Origin of the sequence: Streptomyces sp. NPDC058773 (assembly GCF_042746015.1) — a bacterium.
Taxonomy (GTDB): Bacteria; Actinomycetota; Actinomycetes; order Streptomycetales; family Streptomycetaceae; genus Streptomyces.
In genome coordinates, this window is record NZ_JBHYPE010000034.1 from 64798 (window position 1) to 82768 (window position 17971).

The window sequence follows — 17971 nt, forward strand, 5'->3', positions numbered from 1 at the left end:
GTCCCCCTCACCCGGCTCCTCACCGGTATTCCGCCAGCCTGCGCCCGATCCCCAGTACGGCGCCCAGCGCCGCCAGCCCCGCCAGCACCCCGGCCCCCACCGGGAGTCCACGCAGCGCAGCACGCCCCCCGTCCGCCGCGGACCGGAACTCCGCCTGCTCGTGCACCAGCGCCCGCTGGAGCCCGGCGGCCACCCGGTCGAAGGACTCCCCGGAGGACCCCTTCGCGCCGATCACCGTGGCCAGCGCCCCGTCGTAATCGCCCTTGTCGTCCGCCGCCCGCGCCGCCGCGTGCCGCGTCTGCCACTGCCGGACCTGCGTCAGCGCCGCCCGCACCGGGCGCCGCCCGGCCTCGTCGTCCGCCAGCGCCAGCGCCCTCCCCAGCCGGCTCCGCGCCGCCGCCGGACCGCGCTCGCCCGCGCCCGCCAGATCCTTCAGCCCCGCGCGGTAGCCGGCCTCGTAGAAGTCCTGGCCCCCGTCGGTCAGCACCGCGCCCCGCGCCACCAGTGTCAGATTCTCGTCCCCCCGTGCCCGCAGCGCATCGATCCGCGCCTCGTTGAGCACCCGCAGCGACCGTGCGCCGTGCTCGTACGAACCGGTCAGCCCGCCGCGCGCCACCGCATGCCCGGCCACCAGCCACACCAACACCACCACGGAAGCGGCCGTCGCCGCCAACAGGCCACGGTTGAACACCCGGTTGGTCCGCCGGTAGTGGCGCCGCTGCGCCCACCCCAGCGCACCCAGCGCCACCACCCCCGCCGTCAGCGCCCACCACGGCCACGCCTCCGCAGTGGCGTAGTCCGCGGCCAGCCGCTCCGTCTCCGCGTCGTACAACGCACGGGCGGCCGGGAGGAGTTCCGTCCGCATCTGCTCATGCGCGTACCGCAGATACGCGCCGCCCAGCGGCAGCTCCTGACGGTTGTTGGCGCGCGCCGTCTCCACCAGTCCCGTGTAGCGCGGCAGCCCGCTGTTGAGCTTCGCGATCTGTGCGCCCGCCCCGTCCGAACCGGCGCTGTTCGCCGACGCCTTGACCAGCAGGGCGGACGCCGTCGCGATATCGGCGGCATACCGGTCACGGGTCGCCCGGCTCTCCTCGCCGCCGGCCAGGAAGCCCGCCGCTGCGGTCGTGTCGGCGTCCGCCAGCGAACGGTAGATGCTCGCCGCGTCCGCGGTCAGCGGCTGGCTGTGCGTCACCACGTCGTCCGCGGCCGCCGCCCGGTCCGACACCTGCCAGGCCGTGACCGCGCCGAACACCACCACCAGCAGGGCCAGTACGGCACCGATCACCCGCAGCCGGCCCGGCTCGGTCGTCGCCGCGGCCCGCAGTTCGTCCAGCCCCTCGGCCCAGGCCGTCCGGCGCACCGCGGCCGGCGGTGACACGCTGCTGGTCGACACGGAACCTCCCCCTGGGGCGCTGACGGCGGGACCGGCCCCCGCCGCACAGCGCCCGGGGAGCGCTCACGAGAGGGACTGGTGCATGGGCAGCAGTATGTCCGCAGCCGCTGGCACCCACACCGCGATTGCCCCGATCTTGTTCGGATCGCGATCCACCGGACGGGCTCTCCGCACCACCGCGCCCCGCATTACAGTGGGCGGAGAGTCATCAGACATCTGGTGTTACCCGGACCCGGATGCTGCGCCGAAGGGGAGTGCTCTCGTGCAGTCCGTCCGTAAGGGCAGGGTGTCGCTCGTGGAGACCGCGACCGATGAGATCCGCGGCCAGATCGTGAACGGCACCTGGCCGGTCGGCAGCCGTATCCCGCCCGAGAGCGCACTGTCCGAGACCCTCGGCGTCAGCCGCGCCTCGGTCCGTGAAGCCGTCCGCTCCCTGGTGCACTCCGGCCTCCTGGAGCCGCGGCAGGGCGACGGCACGTTCGTGATCTCCGACGACGACAGCGCGGTCGCCCTCCGCCGCCGCCTCGAACGCGCCGAGCTCAGCCATGTCACCCAGGTCCGCCAGGGCCTCGACGTGGTTGCCGCCCGCCAGGCCGCCACCCACCGTACGGACGCCCAGCTCGCGGGCATCGAGGCCGCACTGGCCCGCCGCAAGGCCGCCCTCGCCGCACACGACAGCGAGGAGTTCACCGCCGCCGACGCCGAGTTCCACGTCCTGGTCGCGGAGGCGAGCGACAACCCCGTGCTCGCCGACATCTACCGCTCCCTCAGCGCCGCCCTGCGCGAGGAACTCCGCCGCGCCGCCTGCCTGGACACCGCCACCGCGGCCCCCACCGACCCGCACGCCCGCCTGACCGACGCCATCCGCGCCCGCGACCCCCAGGCCGCCGTGGACGCGGCCGTCCTCCTCCTCGCCGGCCACGTACGGGACCTCGCCCTCCCGCTGGACGACTGATCCGGCCCACCCGCGCACGCGCCGCCTCCCCACGCCCCCTTCTTCACTCCCACGCGCCGCTGTCACGCCCACCCACCTCCGACTACGCTGAGTGACGAAGGTCAGTCCTTTTCCCTGTCCCCGGCGCGGTCCCCTCCGCGCCCGACGCATCGGAGGCACCCTCATGCGCCGCTTGAAGAAGCTCCTCACCCCGCTCGGCACCGCCCCCAGCGGCAGCGGTCGGAGCACCGACAACTCCCCTCCCGCCAGCGGTTTCCTGACCATCGGCGACACGACCCACATCGATCCGCACGGCAGCTATCCCCTGGCCCACCACCTGGACGGCTCGGCGACGCTCATCATCAACGACACGGACCAGTATGTCGCGGTCGTCACGGAGCGCGATGCCCACGCTTCGCCCTCATCTCCACTTCCTCCGCCACTTCCGCCTCCGCCTCCGCATCCATCCGGGCGCTGTCGGGCCCGCGAGGTGTGCGACGGCCCCGCGCCGGGGGACGTCTCCGCGCCGGGCCAGGCCGCCGCCTCGGGTCAAGCCCCCGCCTCGTGCCGGGGCCCCGCCCGAGAGCTCGTACTCGCCCCGGGGGAGCGCGCGGAGACCTGGCGGGGGGACAGCGTGCGGGTGGGGTGACGGCCCCCGGCGCCCTCCCCCCAAACGCTCCTGACCCGCCCATAAGCCTCGGCCTTTGCTCCTGCCCGGTCCAAGGCGTGGAGGGCCGCGCCCAGTACCGGAGGGGCGGTGACGACGGATGGGACCGCTTTCGGGGTGTGTTGTGCGAGCAGTTGGGTGAGGTGGTCGTGGAGGAGGGGGTGGCGGGCGGCCAGGACGCCGCCACCCAGGATGACGGGGGTGGGCTCGCCGAGGAGGCCGAGGCGTTCCAGGGCGACGCGGGCCAGCAGGGTGATCTCCTCCGCCTGGCGGGTCACGAGGGTGCGGGCGATCCGGTCGCCGGCGTCCGCGACGGCGAAGAGGACCGGCGGGAGTTCGTGGCGGAGGTGACCGGGGATGTCGTGCAGATGGAGCGCCTCGATCAGTTCCGCCATGGTCGTCAGCCCGAAGTGGGCGGGGAGTGCGCGGGCCAGTTCGGTGGGTGCGCCGCGGCCGTCCTCGGCGCGGGCCGCGCACCACAGTGCCTCGTCGGCGAGGCACGAACCGCCGCCCCAGTCACCGGAGATCCGGCCGAGGGAAGGGAAGCGTGCGGTGGCGCCGTCGCGGCCGAGCCCGGCGCAGTTGATGCCGGCCCCGCACACCACGGCGACGCCCACCGGCTCCCCGTCGTCCGGCAGCCCGGCCCGCAGCAGGGCGAAGGTGTCATTGCGGACGGTCACCGTGCGCGCCCACCCGCGGCTCGCGATCTCGTCGGTCAATCGCGCTTCCTCCACGGGGAGATCGGCGTTGGCGAGAAAGGCGGCGAGCTGGCCGACAAGGCCGTGGGCGGGGTCGTCTCCGGGGGCATCGGCGGGGCCGTCTGCGGGGCGGCCCGGTCCGGCCTGCGCCAGGACCGAGGCCACCAGCGGCGCCAGGACGTCGACCGCCCGTGCGGTGCCCACCGCCGGGGGCCGGAAGCCGCCGCCGCGGGCCGTCGCGAGCACTCTGCCGTCCGTGGCCACCAGCGCCACATCGGTTTTGCTGTTGCCCGCGTCGATGGCGAGCGCCGTGCCGGTCAGGCCCACGACAGATGCTCCCGGTTGTGGGCGATCAGCTGGTCGGTGAGCCGTTCCGCATGGTCGAGCTGGCCGATGAGGGGGTGAGCGAGGAGGGCGGAGAAGACGGCGTCGCGGCCTTCGGCCCGGCCGGTGGTGCGACCGTTGCCGCCCAGCAACGCCGCCTCCAGGGCCAGCTGTTCGTAGGCGGTGACATGGGCGACCAGTCCGGCGTACCGGGGTTCCAGGGGGCGTACGGGGAGCGGCGCGGCGCCCGTCGCGTCCACGGAAGCGGGGACCTCGATCACCGCGTCGTCGGGGAGGAAGGGCAGGGTGCCGTGATTGTGGGTGTTGACGATCTGGGTGTCGCCGGTGTCGCTCAGCAGGGACGAGGTCAGCGCCACCGCGGCCTCCGAGTAGTAGGCACCGCCGCGCCGGGACAGCAGCTCCGGTTTCTCGTCGAGCGCCGGATCGCCGTACAGGGTGAGCAACTGCCGCTCAAGGGCCGCGACCTCCGCAGCGCGGGACGGCTTTCCGCTCAACTCCCGTACCACCACATCGTGTTGATAGTAGTAGCGCAGATAGTAGGAGGGGATGGCGCCGAGGTGGTCGAGGAGGGCGCGGGGCATCCGGAGTCGGCCGGCGAGGGCGTCGCCGTGGGCCGCCAGCAGCTCGGCGAGGACGTCCTTGCCCGCGACGCGTACGGACCGTTCCCAGGTGAGGTGGTTGAGGCCGATGTGCTCCAGCTCGACCTGCTCGGGGGCCACGCCCAGCAGGCCGGCGAAGGTCCGCTGGAAGCCGATGGCGACGTTGCACAGTCCGACGGCCCGGTGCCCGTGGGTGAGCAGCGCCCGGGTGACGATGCCGACGGGATTGGTGAAGTCGACGAGCCATGCGGCGGGGGTGCGGCGGCGCACCCGTTCGGCGATGTCGAGGACGACGGGGACGGTCCGCAGGGCCTTGGCGAGGCCGCCGGCGCCGGTGGTTTCCTGGCCGACGCAGCCGCACTCCAGCGGCCAGGTCTCGTCCTGGTGGCGGGCGGCCTGTCCACCGATACGCAGTTGCAGCAGCACGGCGTCGGCGCCGTCGACACCGGCGTCCAGGTCACCGGTCCAGGAGATCCGGCCCGGATGCCCCTGCCGGACGAAGATCCGCCGGGCCAGTTCGCCCACCAGCGCCAGCCGCTCGGCGTCCGGGTCGATGAGGACGAGTTCCTCCAGCGGCAGCAGATCCCGCAACCGCGCGAAGCCGTCGATGAGTTCGGGGGTATAGGTCGATCCACCGCCAACCACGGCAAGCTTGATGCGGGGGCGCGGGGTGGTTCCCTGGGGAGACGGCATGCGGTGTCAGCCCTTCACTCCGGTGAGCGTGGCGCCTTCGACGAAGGCCTTCGGGGCGAGCGGCGCGGCGCCGGGTGGCGTCACGGAAGTCAGCCGGGGCGGAACGTCGTGTCGCGGACTGTGGCGAGTGCCGTTCGTGGTGCGCCGACCGGCGTCGGATCGCCGTCGACGCGGCTGAGGTGCATACCCGGCGGGCTCCAGCCGGGCGGGGACCCGGGGCTGTGGCTGTGCGGCGGAGGGCGTCGAGAGGCCGGTTCCCTGGTCCGGGCACCGGTCCGGGTACGCGGCTGAGCACGGGTTGGACACAGGCCTGAGACGGGTCAGCGGGCCCTGCGGCACCGGCAGTTTGCGTGCGCCTTGGTCATTCCTGGCCCGCAGCACCCGTGATGTCGTCCCGGGGACTTCCCGCGCCGACTGCCCGCCAACCATGACCGTCACCCCGTTCACCGGCGGCCGGGACAACCGCCGAGCCGCAGTCAGGAAAGGTTCCAATCGGTGCACAGGAAGGTAGGGCGCGGGCCGGAGCAGGGTCAATGGGGCCTGGGGCGGGGGAGCGGCGCCTGGGCCGGACGGCAAAAGGGGAGGGGCGCACCCACACCCGGTCGGTGCGCCCCTCCCTCTGATGCGGAGCTGTCAGGCCGTGCCCGCTCCGCGCCCCTACTTCCCCAGCTTCGACGCCGACGAGATCGGGTTCGTTGCCAAGGACTGGGGCGACAGCGGGTTGTTGAGGGCCGAGGGGGCCGCCATGGCGGCGGTGGGGTCGGTGCGCTCCGGTTCCTCGTCCTCGGGGAGGGGGCGCGGGGCCAGGTGGACCCCGGCCTTGTCGAGGGCGCGCTTGATGCGCCAGCGCAGTTCGCGTTCCACGCCGAGGGCCTTGCCGGGCATGGTCTTGGCCGAGACGCTGATGGTGACCGAGTCCAGGTGCACCTCGCTCAGACCGAGGACCTCCACCGGCTCCCACAGCTGCTCGTTCCAGGGCTCGGCCTTGGACATCTCCTCGCCGACGGCGGTGATGGTGCCGCGGGCCCGCTCCAGGTCCTGGTCGGCGGCTATCACCACGTCGACGGCGGCCGTGGACCAGCCCTGGCTGAGGTTGCCGATCCGCTTGACCTCACCGTTGCGGATGTACCAGATCGCGCCGTTGGCGCCGCGCAGCTTGGTGACCCGCAGGCCGACCTCGATGACCGTGCCGGAGGCCACACCCGCGTCGATCTCGTCGCCGACGCCGTACTGGTCCTCCAGGATCATGAAGACGCCGGAGAGGAAGTCGGTGACGAGGTTGCGGGCGCCGAAACCGATGGCCACACCGGCCACACCGGCGCTCGCCAGCAGCGGCGCCAGGTTGATCTTGAGGACGGAGAGCACCGTCAGGGCGGCCGTGCCCATGATCACGAAGGAGGCGACGCTGCGCAGCACCGAGCCGATGGCCTCGGAGCGCTGCCGGCGTCTCTCGGCGTTGACGAGCAGGCCGCCCAGCGCGGTGCCCTGGGCGGCGGCCGCGGTGCGGTTCATCCGCTCGATGAGCTTGGTGATGGTGCGGCGGATCACATGCCGCAGCACCACCGCGATCACCAGGATCAGCAAGATCTGCAGGCCGGACGTGAGCCACGTCCCCCAGTTCTCCTGCACCCATCCGGCGGCGTTGGTGGCCTTCTCCGTGGCGTCGTCGAGGGACGCCGGGCCGGATGAGCCGGGTGTGGCGGCGCTCAGGTGCGCGGCAGCGACCGGCGAAGCGGACCAGAACACAGTCGAACCTTCCGTGTGGGACAGCAGACCCGGGCCTCGGTGGGACCCCAGGAACCGGGCAGACCAACCACACTAACGGGGCAACCGGAACGGTCCGGGCTGTTGTTCGAACAGGCAGGTTTTGCGCGGGCCGGAAAGAGCGGGATCCGGACAGCGCCGTGAAGGGTGTGGTGGAAAACACCTCCGGGCCGTTACTCGGTCATGGTGGCGCTCCGACCAGGCAGCGGGGGACACTGTGGGGAGATCGTCCCGGCGCGAGCCACGCGCCGCCGGCGTACAAGGAGGCACCCGTGCCGCATGTCCTGGTCCTCAACGCGTCGTACGAGCCGCTCGGCGTCGTACCGCTCCGCCGCGCGCTCATCCTCGTCCTCAATGAGAAGGCCGTCAGCCTCGAGGAATCCGGCGCCCTGATGCACAGCGCAACCCGTGTCGTCCCCGCTCCGAGTGTGGTCCGCTTGAAGCGGTTCGTGCGGGTGCCCTTTCGCGGCCCCGTGCCCCTGACCCGCCGGGCGCTGTTCGCCCGTGACGGCGGGCGCTGTATGTACTGCGGTGGCGTCGCAACCAGCGTCGACCACGTCATCCCGCGCAGCCGCGGAGGTCAGCACACCTGGGAGAACGTCGTCGCCGCCTGCCGGCGCTGCAATCACGTCAAGGCCGACCGCCATGTCGCCGAGATCGGCTGGCGGCTCCGCCACCAGCCCGCCCCGCCGTCAGGACTGGCGTGGCGGATCATCGGTACGGGCCATCGTGACCCGCGCTGGCTGCCGTATTTGCAGCCGTACGGCGCGGATGACGCCCTGGCCCGGATCGACGCCGTATCGGCGTAGGTCCGGGTTCTTCCGTCCGGGGACCGTGGGGGTCCGCGCCGTGTGCGCGGGTCCGACGGCCCCCGGACGGCTTTCCGTGCCTGCCCGCGCCGCCCGGCCCCCGGACGGCTTTCAGCGCTTGTTCTCGCCCCGGTCCGCATCCTTGTTCTCGCCCGGGGGCTTGTCCGGGCCGCCCGGCTCCTGCACCGCGTACGCCTCCACCGACCACAGCGAGTAGCCGAAGCGGGTGGCCCGCTTGTCGCCCTGGATGCGGACGAACCGGGCGTCCTCGGCGTCCATCCGGACCGACTCACGGCCGCCCTTGCCGTCCCGGACCGTGGCGGCCGTGCGCCAGGTGCGGCCGTCCGGCGAGACCTGGACGCGGTAGCCGGCGGCGTAGGCGTCCTGCCAGTTCAGGACGAGCCGGCCGAGGCGGGTCGGATGGGCCAGCGCGAACTGCAGCCATGCGCCGTCCTCGGCGGTGGACGACCAGCGGGTCTTCGGATCGCCGTCGGTGGCCGCCGACGCCGGGAAGTCCGGGGTCTCGTCGCCGGAGGAGGTGGCGACGGTGCCGCGCGCCAGGTCCTTGCCGCCGGTGCGCGGATAGGTACGCACCGTCAGCGTCTGCTCCGCGCCGCCGATCTCCACCGGGATCTCGTACGTCCCGGAGCGGGCGTTCTCGGGGACGTCGACCGTGATGCGGACCGTGGCGGTGCCGCCGCGCGGGGCGATGACCTCCTTCGGGGCGTGCACGGTGAAGCCCCTGGGCGCCTTGACCGTCAGCTTCTCGTGGATGTCGCCGGGGCGGCGGGAGTAGATCAGGGCGTCCACCGTCGCCCGGTCCCCGGGCTGGACGTCGGTCTCCTTGCGGGACAGTTCGAGCCCGGCCGGCTCGGTGTCCTCGAACCACGGGGTGAGTGCCTTCACGGCCGGGGCCTTGGCGCCCTTCTCCCAGGTCAGCCGTACCGCGTCGGCGCGCAGCCGGGGAGTGTGGGCCTCCGTCCAGCCGGTCGCGGAGAGCCGGCCGAGACGGCGCCAGCCCTCACCGGGGACATGCGCCTCCAGGGACACCGCGCCCGCGGCCGGGCCCGGCTCGGTCAGGGCGGTGACCGCGGCCAGCCGGCGGGCCCGCTCGAAGGGCATGGTCAGGGACGTCGGATCGGCGCCCTCGGCGGGCCGGGGCGTCTCGCGTCGGGCGCCGGTCCAGGCGTCGGCCTCGGTCATCGCCCGCTCCAGGAACGGCGCGAGTACCCCCTTGCCGACCGTCGCCGGGCAGCGCGCGATCTCCTTGCGCAGCCGCTGCGCCGTGCGCTGCGCGGACCAGGCGGTGTCGCCGTCGTCGTGCGCCTGCGCCATCAGCGTGTCCACGGCGTGGACGCCGGCGCTGCCGTAGCGGGCCAGTTGCTCGGCCCAGGGGCGGATCTCGGCGGCCAGCTCCGGGTGCAGGGCGTCGGGCGCGCCGCTCATGGTCCGGAACGCGTGCCGCAGCGCCCGCGCCGCCTTGGCGAGGTGCACGTCCGTGCCGGGCCGGCCGTGGTTGGTCGCCGCTTCGCGGGCCGCCCAGAAGCGGTTGATCAGCACCCGCAGATACGCCGACTCGGTCCGGTCCAGCACCGAGGAGGAGTCGTTGCCGGCCAGCGACCGCAGCGCGGCACGGGCCCGGGGATCGGCGCCCGCCAGGTCGTTGACGGCCGCCTCCCAGGATTCCTTGGGGCGGTAATCGCGGGGATTCCAGGCGTAGTCGGCGGCCGTGAACAGCGGGATACGGGAGGCGAGCGGCTGCTCCATGGCGTTGGCGAGCAGCGCCGAGGAGCCGGTGGCGACGGCCGGCTCGCGGCCCCGGTAGGGCCCGAGGAAGATCCGGTCCTGGGCGTAGTCGTTGACCGGGTAGTTGTCCATGGTCACCAGCGGGTGGCCGAACGCCTGGCGGGCGGTGGACAGTTCGCCGCCGGTGATGGTCCGCGGGACCACCCCGACACCGGTCCAGGCCACCTCGACCCGGTCGGCGAGCGCGTCGGAGAGTGCGCTGCGGTACGCCGTCGAGCCGTCCTGGTAGTACTCGGTCGGCATCAGCGTCAGCGGCGCGGCCTCCGGGTGCCGCTCCGCCAGGTGCGTGGAGAGGGCGTTGGCGATCCGGGCCTGCGCCTTGGCCGCGGCCCGCGGGCCGGAACCGAAGGTGTCCTCGTCGGCGTCGCAGTGCCACTCGCTGTAGCTGACGTCCTGGAACTGGAGCTGGAAGGAGCGCACCCCCAGCGCCCACATCGCGTCCACCTTGCGCCGCAGCGCCCGCAGGTCGTCCTCGGAGGAGAAGCACAGCGCCTGGCCGGGGGAGAGCGCCCAGCCCAGCGTGACGTGGTTGGCGCGGGCGCGCTCGGCCAGCGCCCGGAAGTCCGCCCGCTGCGCGGCCGGGTAGGGCTCGCGCCACCGGGACTGGCGGTACGGGTCGTCGCCGGGCGCGTACAGATACCTGTTCTGCTTGGTGCGCCCCATGAAGTCCAGCTGGGCGAGCCGCTGTTCCTGGCTCCACGGCTGCCCGAAGAACCCCTCGGTGGTGCCGCGCACGGCCGTGCCGGGCCAGTCCCGTACGGCCACCGACGCCAGCTGCCGTCCGCCTGCCCGGCTCCCGCCACCGCTCCGGTCGCCGGTGACCAGCTGCCGCAGCGTCTGCACGGCGTGGAAGAGACCGTCCGGGCCGGCGCCGTCCAGGGCGACCGTGTCCCGGCCCGCGACCCGGCCCACGGCGAGCCGGTAGCCGCCGGACGGCAGGTCCCCGCGGGCCGGAGCCCGCAGGGCCCGCAGCGCGTCCGCCGCCTGCTCGCCGCCGGCCCGGACCACCAGGCCGTCCGCGGGCAGCCGGTCGCCCGGCGCCGCGGTCCGGACGTCGCGCACCCCGGCGCCGCGCAGCAGCCCGCGCAGCGCGTCCAGCGCGTACGGATCGGTGTCCGGCGCCGCGACCAGCACCGCCTCGCGGGTGAGGGGCACGGCCGTGCCGAGTTCTTGCATCGACTGCGGGCGCGGCCAGACGGCGGGGGTGTGCCCCGCTCCGGCCGGCCGGTCCGGCTGCTCGGGTGTGCCGATGGCGGGGTCCGCGGGCGCGGCCTGTGCACCCGGCGCTCCGCCCAGCAGACCGCCGATCACCGCGGCCGCGAGCGCGGTGGTCCCCGCCACCCGCGCGCGGGCCCCCGCGCCGCTTCCCCTGCCGTTCCTACCGATTTTCCCGACGCTCCACACGCCCCGGCCTCGCACGGCTGCTCCTCGTCCCCGTCTCTTGCTCACCGGTTTCGCACCGGCGCCCCGTTTTCCCCGCCGATGCCCGCCAGGACGGGCTTCGGCCGTGAGCCCACCATTGTGGCGGTGAGGGTGTCAACAAGGCCATGGCGGGGTGCCGCGATGCCGTGTACGGAGGGTGTCCGCGGGGTGGCGCGAAGGGGATGCACAGGGGGCGGCGGTCCGCAGGAATTCCGCCGCGCGGCCCGGATTCCGCGCGTTCTGTGCGCCCGCCGGCGCCCCCGGCAGTGAAATCGCCTGCGTAGGGCATAATGTGACGTGGGACACGTTTCGTGAGCAGATACGTCTGCGATCGTGTCGAGTGGGTAGGGCCCACGTGTCCCACTACCGATGAACGGGAGGCCCTCGTGGCCGCGTCCGCTCAACTGCTCCTCGACGCTCTGTCCTCCAAACCGGGAGGTGCGACGATGGAGCCCGACCTCTTCGACGGGGTGTCCGACCCCGACTCCGGCCTGGACGGCTCCGGCTCCTACAGCTTCGTCGAGCCGCCCCTGACCAGCGAGCCCCCGCTCGCCGATGCCGCCCCCCTGACCAGCGAGGTCCCGATCGCCGCCGAGCTGCCGCTGACCAGCGAGCCGACGGCCGCGGGCATGGGCACGGAGTCCATGGAGGTCTGACGACCGATGGGCCGCGCGCGGCTCGCCCGGCTGCACGGCATCGACACGTCGTACTCACCCTCGCCGGGCAGAAGCGTCCAGATCGCCGACGACACCGTCGTCGCCGTGCTCGCCGCACTCGGCGTCGACGCCTCGACGCCGCACGCCGTCCGTACCGCCCTGGCCGCGTACGAGGACGACGCGGCCCGCGCCCTGCTTCCCCGCACCGTCGTCGCCCGGCCGGACCGGCCACCCGACCTCACGGGTCTCCCCGAAGGCACCGCCCTCCGGGTCGAGACCGAAGGCGGGGGGACGGCGGATGCGGCGGCCTCCGATCCCGCCGCGCTCGCCCGGCTGCCGCTGGGCATCCATGTGCTGCATGCGCAGGCCTCCGACGGCCGGACCGGCTGTGCCCCGCTGATCGTCGCGCCCGACCGGGTCCCCGCGCCCCCCGGCCGCAGTCACGGCTTTCTGGTGCAGCTCTACTCGCTGCTCTCCCGGCGGTCCTGGGGTATGGGCGACCTCGGGGACCTCGCCGACCTCGCCGCCTGGTCCGGCCGCGTCCTGGGTACCGGCTTCGTCCAGCTCAACCCACTGCACGCGGCCGTCCCCGGCCCGCCCACCGACCCCTCGCCGTACCGGCCCTCCTCGCGCCGCTTCCCCGACCCGGTCCATCTGCGGATCGAAGCCGTCCCGGAGTACGCCCAGCTCGGCGGCGCCGCGCGGCTACGGGCCGATGAGCTGGCCGCCCGCGCCGAGGCGCTCCGTACCGACGTGCTCGAACGGGGCGCGCTGATCGACCGGGACGCGGTCTGGGCGCTCAAGCGCGCGGCCCTGGAGCTGCTGTGGGAGGTTCCGCTGAGTCCGGGCCGGCGGGCCGCGTACTGCGATTTCCTCGCCGAGCAGGGCCAGGCGCTGGAGGACCACGCCACCTGGTGCGCGATCGCCGAACGGCACGGCGCCGACTGGCGCGGCTGGCCCGCCGGGCTGCGCGATCCACGGTCCCCGGGCACCGCCCGGATGCGGCACCGGCTGCTGGACCGGATCGACTTCCACTGCCGGCTGGCCTGGCTCACCGATGAGCAGCTGGCCGCCGCGCAGCGGGCTGCGCGCGACGCCGGGATGCCCGTCGGGCTGGTGCACGACCTCGCCGTCGGCGTCCACCCCTCCGGCGCCGACACCTGGGCCCAGCGGGACGCCTTCGCCGACGGCATGTCTGTCGGGGCGCCGCCGGACGCCTTCAACGCCCGCGGTCAGGACTGGGGCCTGCCGCCCTGGCGCCCGGACGCGCTGGCCGCCGCCGGCCACGCGCCCTACCGGGAGCTGCTGCGCGGACTGCTGCGGCACGCCGGTGCGCTGCGGATCGACCATGTGATGGGCCTGTTCCGGCTGTGGTGGATCCCGGAGGGCCGGCCGCCGACGGAGGGCGCCTATGTCCGCTACGACGGCGAGGCGATGCTCTCCGTGCTGGCCCTGGAGGCGCAGCGGGCCGGTGCCGCGGTGATCGGCGAGGACCTGGGCACCGTCGAACCGGGCGTCCGCGACGCGCTCGCCGCCCGCGGGGTGCTGGGGACCTCGGTGCTGTGGTTCGAACGGGACTACGGGGGCGGGACGGGCACGGCGGACGGCGCGGACAGGACGCACCCGGTGCACGCCGGGGACGCGGTGTGCGCCGGGGACGGCCCCGGTGCGGCCGTGGCCCCGGAGGCCGTGGCCCCCGGGCCCGTCCCTGAGCCCGTCGCCGGGCCCGCCCCCGCCGCCCGCATCCTGGCGCCCGAGGAGTGGCGCAGCGCCTGCCTCGCCACCGTCACCACCCATGATCTGCCGCCCACCGCCGCCCGGCTGGCCGGAGCGGACGTCGCGCTGCGCGAACGGCTCGGGCTGCTCGCCGGGCCGCCGGAGCGGGAGCGGTCCCGTGCCGCCCACGAACTCACCGAGTGGATGCGGGAGTTGGTCCGGCGCGGGCTGCTGCCCGAGGGGCGGAGTGACGAGGAGGCGGCGGTCAAGGCCGTCCACCGCTTCCTGCTGCGCACCCCGGCGCGGATGGTCGGCGTCTGGCTGCCCGACGCGGTGGGGGACCGGCGGCCGCAGAACCTCCCCGGCACCTGGGACGAGTACCCGAACTGGCGGCTGCCGGTCGCCGGCCCCGACGGCCGTCCGTACACCCTGGAGGAGCTGGCCGCCTCACCCCGGCTGCACGCGCTGATGCGGGAGCTGTCGGGCGCGAGCCGTTAGCGGTACCCCGGGGCGCTGCCGGGAGCGGCGGTCCGCCGGTTGTGCCACCCCGGGCGCGCGGGCCGAAGAGGCGTCCTATACGTTGACTTCGTGAGCAACAAGGTCAATAAGAATGTCCTGCGCGCCGGAACCATCACCGCCGGCACCGCGCTGATGCTGCTGATGTCGTCCCCCGCGTTTGCGCTCACCCGCGACGACGGTGACGACCCGGGTCCGGGTCTGAGCGTGATCGAGACGCTCGGCCTCTACGTCGCTCTGCCCATCGTGCTCTTCCTGGTCATCGCCGGGCTGGTCATGGTGAGCGACAAGCCCCGCAAGAAGGCCTCCTCCAAGGCCTGACGCCGGGCACCACACGACGCCTCAAGGGCGCCCCTCGGTTACAAGAACCGAGGGGCGCCCTTTGTCGTACCCGGATATTGGCGCAGGTGGAAAAGGGGTTGCGAGGCGGCTATCGCGCGATTTTCGGCCGGTTTGCACGGGGACCGCACTTAACCGGCCCGTACCTACGATGACGTAACCTACGCAGCCGTAGGTCCCAACCTACGGTCCCGTAGGTCATCGTCCCCAGGAGTTCCCCCCGTGACCATCGCCCCCGCCCGCCACAACGGAGAGCTCGGCCAGGCCGCCTGGAGCGACGCTCAGCTGCTCTACGCGCTCGAAGAGGTCGTCGAGAAGGAACTCAACCGGCATCTGAAGGTCGCCAAGGACTGGATGCCGCACGAGTACGTGCCGTGGAGCGACGGACGCAACTTCCCCGGGCCGCTGGACGGCGAGGCCTGGGAGCCCGAGCAGTCCAAGGTCAGCGACATCGGCCGGATCGCCCTGGTGGTGAACCTCCTCACCGAGGACAACCTCCCCAGCTACCACCACGAGATCGCCACCCTCTTCGGCCGCGACGGCGCCTGGGGCACCTGGGTGCACCGCTGGACGGCCGAGGAGGGCCGGCACGGCATCGTGATGCGCGACTACCTGCTCACCAGCCGGGCCGTCGACCCGGACGAGCTGGAGCGGTTCCGCATGGCCCACATGTCGGAGGGCTTCGAGTCCGACAACTCGCACAGCATGCTGCACTCGGTGGCGTACGTCGCCTTCCAGGAGCTGGCCACCCGCATCTCGCACCGCAACACCGGCCACCACTCCGGTGACCCGGTCTGCGACCGGATGCTGTCCAGGATCGCCACCGACGAGAACCTCCACATGGTCTTCTACCGCAACCTCCTCGGTGCGGCCTTCGAGATGGCGCCCGACCAGACGATGTGCGCGGTGCGCGACGTCGTCACCGGCTTCCGGATGCCCGGCCACGGGATGCCCGGCTTCGAGCGGTCCGCCGCCCGGATGGCCATCGGCGGGATCTACAACCTGCGCATCCACCACGACGACGTGCTGCAGCCGGTGCTGCGCTTCCTGAAGGTGCTGGAGATCGGCGGGCTGGGGCCGGCCGGGCTGGCGGCGCAGGAGGAGCTGGGGCTGTTCATGAACGGTCTGGACAGCCAGGCGCGGAAGTTCGACGAGCGCCAGGCGGCCATCCTCGCCCGCCGCGAGGCCAACCGGCGGGCCTGACCCGGCCGGCTCCCCGCTGCCGTGGTCCGCGGTGACCGCGGCGGCGGGTGCGTACGCTGCCCGCATGGCCGACTGGGACCTCAAGAAGCTGCGCATCCTGCGCACCCTCCACGAGCTGGGCACGGTCACCGCGACCGCCGAGGCGCTGCACATGACGCCCTCGGCGGTCTCCCAGCAGCTGACCGGGCTGGCCAGGGCGCTCGGGGTGACGCTGCTGGAGGCGCACGGCCGGCGGGTGCGGCTGACCGCCGCCGCGCAGCTGGTGCTGCGGCACACCGACGCGGTCTTCGCCCAGCTGGAGCGCGCCGACGCGGAGCTGCTCGGCTACCTCCAGGGCGAGGCGGGCCAGGTGCGGGTGGGGGCGTTCTCCACCGCCATCCCCGCGCTGGTGGTCCCCGCCGTACAGGAGCTGCGCCGTACGCATCCGGGGCTGTCGGTCGCCGTACGGGAGGCGGAGGCGGAGGCCGCCTACGAGCTGCTGGCGGAGGGCAGCGTCGATCTGGCGCTGTCACTGGCGGCGCACGCCCCCACTCCGCGCGACCCCAAGTTCAGCCGGGTCACGCTGCTCGCCGACCCGCTGGACGTGGCGCTGCCGGCCGGGCACCCGCTGGCCGCCGAACCGGGGCTGCGGCTGGCCGACCTGGCGGACGAGCCCTGGATCTTCGGCAGCAGCGGGCCCTGGTCGCAGATCACCACCGCCGCCTGCGAGAACGCCGGGTTCGTGCCCGAGCAGGCGCATGCCGCCGCCGACTGGAGCGCGATCTGGGCGATGGTCGCGGCGGGGATGGGGGTGGCGCTGGTGCCCCGGATGGCGATGGCGGGCGGCCTCGGCGCGGGCCGCGGGGCCCGGCGGAAGCGCGCCGCGGACGGCGTCGCGCTGCGGGTCCTGCACGCGGACCAGCCACGCCGTCATGTGATCGCCGCCGCCCGGCGCGGCTCCGAAGGGGCGCCCGGCCCGGCCCGGGTGCTGGCCGCGCTCCGGCAGGCGGCCGCCGCCCAGCCGCCGGACGGAGAAACCATTCAGTCCAGCTGAACTTATTCCTCAAAAACTTTCGATGGACCTGTGGGGTGGTCCCCTGCGACCGTGAAATGGTCCGCACGTCCCACCCATCGAAGGGCAGCGATGACCGCCAACCCGGCCGCCGACTCCACCGATCCGCACGCCAACGACGCCAGCCCGTACGGTGGCGGCGACCCCTACGCCGACTACCGCGGCGGGGACTTCCCCTTCACCTCGCTCGTCGACCTCGCCGACCGCCGCCTCGGCGCCGGGGTCATCGCCGCGAACGACGAGTTCTTCGCCGAGCGCGAGAACCTGCTGAAGCCCACTCCGGCGGTCTTCGACCCCGAGCACTTCGGCCACAAGGGCAAGATCATGGACGGCTGGGAGACCCGGCGCCGCCGCGGCACCGACGGCGACCACCCCTTCCCGGACGACGACGCGCACGACTGGGCGCTGATCCGGCTCGCCACTCCCGGGGTGATCCGCGGCATCGTCGTCGACACCGCCCACTTCCGCGGCAACTACCCCCAGCAGATCTCCGTCGAGGCCACCTCGCTGCCCGGCAGCCCCGGCCCCGACGAACTGCTCGCCGCCGGGGTGAAGTGGGAGGAGCTGGTCCCGCGCACCCCGGTCCGCGGCCACGCCGCCAACGGCTTCGAGGTCACCGCAGGGCGCCGCTTCACGCACCTGCGCCTCAAGCAGCACCCCGACGGGGGCATAGCCCGCCTCCGGGTCCACGGCGAGGTCGTGCCGGACCCGGAGTGGCTCGATGTGCTGGGCACTCTCGACCTGGCCTCGGTGATGCACGGCGGCACCGTCGAGGACGCCTCGGACCGCTTCTACTCCTCGCCCACCCAGATCATCCGGCCCGATCTCTCCCGCCAGATGGACGACGGCTGGGAGAACCGCCGCCGCCGGGTCAAGGGGACCAACGACTGGGTGCGCTTCCGCCTCGCCGCACAGGGCGAGATCCGGGCGGTGGAGATCGACACCGCCTGTCTCAAGGGCAATTCCGCGGGCTGGGCCGCGCTGTCCGGCTGCGACGGCGACCCGGCCGACGACGCCTCGTGGTTCGAGATCCTGCCGAAGACGAGGCTCCAGCCCGACACCCCGCACCGCTTCGCCCTGCCGGCCGCCGTCACCGCCACCCACGTACGGCTGGACGTCTTCCCCGACGGCGGCCTCGCGCGGATGCGGCTGCACGGCACCCTCACCGAGGCCGGCCGCACCGCACTCGCCCGCCGCTTCGACGCGCTCAACGGCTGAGCCGCACCCCCCTGTTTCCGCCGGACCCGGGGGAGGGGCCGGTGGGGGGGGGGGGGGGGTAGATCACGCCCCCCCCCCCCCCCCCCACCGGGACGACGGCACGCGCTCGATAAAAAACAAGTACGAGGCCAAGACACAGAGA

General features: G+C 73.8%; 13 protein-coding genes. 8 read left to right on the forward strand and 5 right to left on the reverse strand.

Annotation, left to right across the window (positions count from 1 at the left end; genetic code table 11):
• Nucleotides 1–19: 19 nt before the first annotated feature.
• On the reverse strand, nucleotides 20–1393 hold the full coding sequence (locus ACFW5B_RS25865) for a hypothetical protein (protein ID WP_386444111.1): 1374 nt from the start codon (nucleotides 1391–1393) through the stop codon (nucleotides 20–22).
• Between the two features lie 262 nt (nucleotides 1394–1655).
• On the opposite strand from ACFW5B_RS25865, the gene ACFW5B_RS25870 reads away from it, so the two are divergent.
• The gene (locus tag ACFW5B_RS25870; RefSeq protein WP_386444114.1) at nucleotides 1656–2348 is read left to right on the forward strand and encodes a FadR/GntR family transcriptional regulator; all 693 of its coding nucleotides are present in this window, start codon (nucleotides 1656–1658) and stop codon (nucleotides 2346–2348) included.
• A gap of 528 nt (nucleotides 2349–2876) precedes the next feature.
• Here ACFW5B_RS25870 and ACFW5B_RS25875 read toward each other — a convergent pair.
• From ACFW5B_RS25875 to ACFW5B_RS25885, 3 genes are all read right to left on the reverse strand, one after another.
• Complete coding sequence (locus ACFW5B_RS25875) at nucleotides 2877–4019, reverse strand: N-acetylglucosamine kinase (RefSeq protein ID WP_386444116.1); 1143 nt, start codon at nucleotides 4017–4019, stop codon at nucleotides 2877–2879.
• Nucleotides 4010–5329 carry a 6-phospho-beta-glucosidase gene (locus tag ACFW5B_RS25880; RefSeq protein WP_386444119.1) on the reverse strand — a complete coding sequence of 440 codons (1320 nt, stop codon included), beginning with the start codon at nucleotides 5327–5329 and terminating at the stop codon, nucleotides 4010–4012. Before ACFW5B_RS25880 ends, ACFW5B_RS25875 begins: the two co-directional genes overlap by 10 nt.
• Nucleotides 5330–5986: 657 nt before the next feature.
• Nucleotides 5987–7075 (reverse strand): mechanosensitive ion channel family protein, encoded by a 1089-nt coding sequence (locus ACFW5B_RS25885; protein ID WP_386444122.1) that lies wholly within the window; start codon nucleotides 7073–7075, stop codon nucleotides 5987–5989.
• A 290-nt stretch (nucleotides 7076–7365) separates the two neighbouring features.
• On the opposite strand from ACFW5B_RS25885, the gene ACFW5B_RS25890 reads away from it, so the two are divergent.
• Entirely contained in the window at nucleotides 7366–7902 is a 537-nt protein-coding gene (locus ACFW5B_RS25890; protein WP_018538909.1) for an HNH endonuclease, read from the forward strand.
• A gap of 111 nt (nucleotides 7903–8013) precedes the next feature.
• On the opposite strand, the gene ACFW5B_RS25895 is transcribed toward ACFW5B_RS25890, so the two are convergent.
• Complete coding sequence (locus ACFW5B_RS25895; RefSeq protein WP_386444126.1) at nucleotides 8014–11049, reverse strand: beta-N-acetylglucosaminidase domain-containing protein; 3036 nt, start codon at nucleotides 11047–11049, stop codon at nucleotides 8014–8016.
• Between the two features lie 467 nt (nucleotides 11050–11516).
• On the opposite strand from ACFW5B_RS25895, the gene ACFW5B_RS25900 reads away from it, so the two are divergent.
• The 6 genes from ACFW5B_RS25900 (at nucleotide 11517) to alc (ending at nucleotide 17829) form a co-directional block, all read left to right on the forward strand.
• The gene (locus tag ACFW5B_RS25900) at nucleotides 11517–11786 is read left to right on the forward strand and encodes a hypothetical protein (protein WP_042154838.1); all 270 of its coding nucleotides are present in this window, start codon (nucleotides 11517–11519) and stop codon (nucleotides 11784–11786) included.
• A 6-nt stretch (nucleotides 11787–11792) separates the two neighbouring features.
• Nucleotides 11793–14000 carry a 4-alpha-glucanotransferase gene (malQ, locus tag ACFW5B_RS25905; protein ID WP_386444129.1) on the forward strand — a complete coding sequence of 736 codons (2208 nt, stop codon included), beginning with the start codon at nucleotides 11793–11795 and terminating at the stop codon, nucleotides 13998–14000.
• Between the two features lie 90 nt (nucleotides 14001–14090).
• The gene (locus ACFW5B_RS25910; protein ID WP_386444132.1) at nucleotides 14091–14339 is read left to right on the forward strand and encodes a hypothetical protein; all 249 of its coding nucleotides are present in this window, start codon (nucleotides 14091–14093) and stop codon (nucleotides 14337–14339) included.
• Nucleotides 14340–14579: 240 nt separating this feature from the next.
• On the forward strand, nucleotides 14580–15560 hold the full coding sequence (locus ACFW5B_RS25915) for an acyl-ACP desaturase (protein ID WP_386444135.1): 981 nt from the start codon (nucleotides 14580–14582) through the stop codon (nucleotides 15558–15560).
• A 64-nt stretch (nucleotides 15561–15624) separates the two neighbouring features.
• Nucleotides 15625–16593 (forward strand): LysR family transcriptional regulator, encoded by a 969-nt coding sequence (locus tag ACFW5B_RS25920; RefSeq protein WP_386444138.1) that lies wholly within the window; start codon nucleotides 15625–15627, stop codon nucleotides 16591–16593.
• Between the two features lie 90 nt (nucleotides 16594–16683).
• Nucleotides 16684–17829, forward strand: coding sequence for an allantoicase (gene alc / locus ACFW5B_RS25925; protein WP_386444141.1), 1146 nt, complete (start codon nucleotides 16684–16686; stop codon nucleotides 17827–17829).
• Nucleotides 17830–17971: the final 142 nt, after the last annotated feature.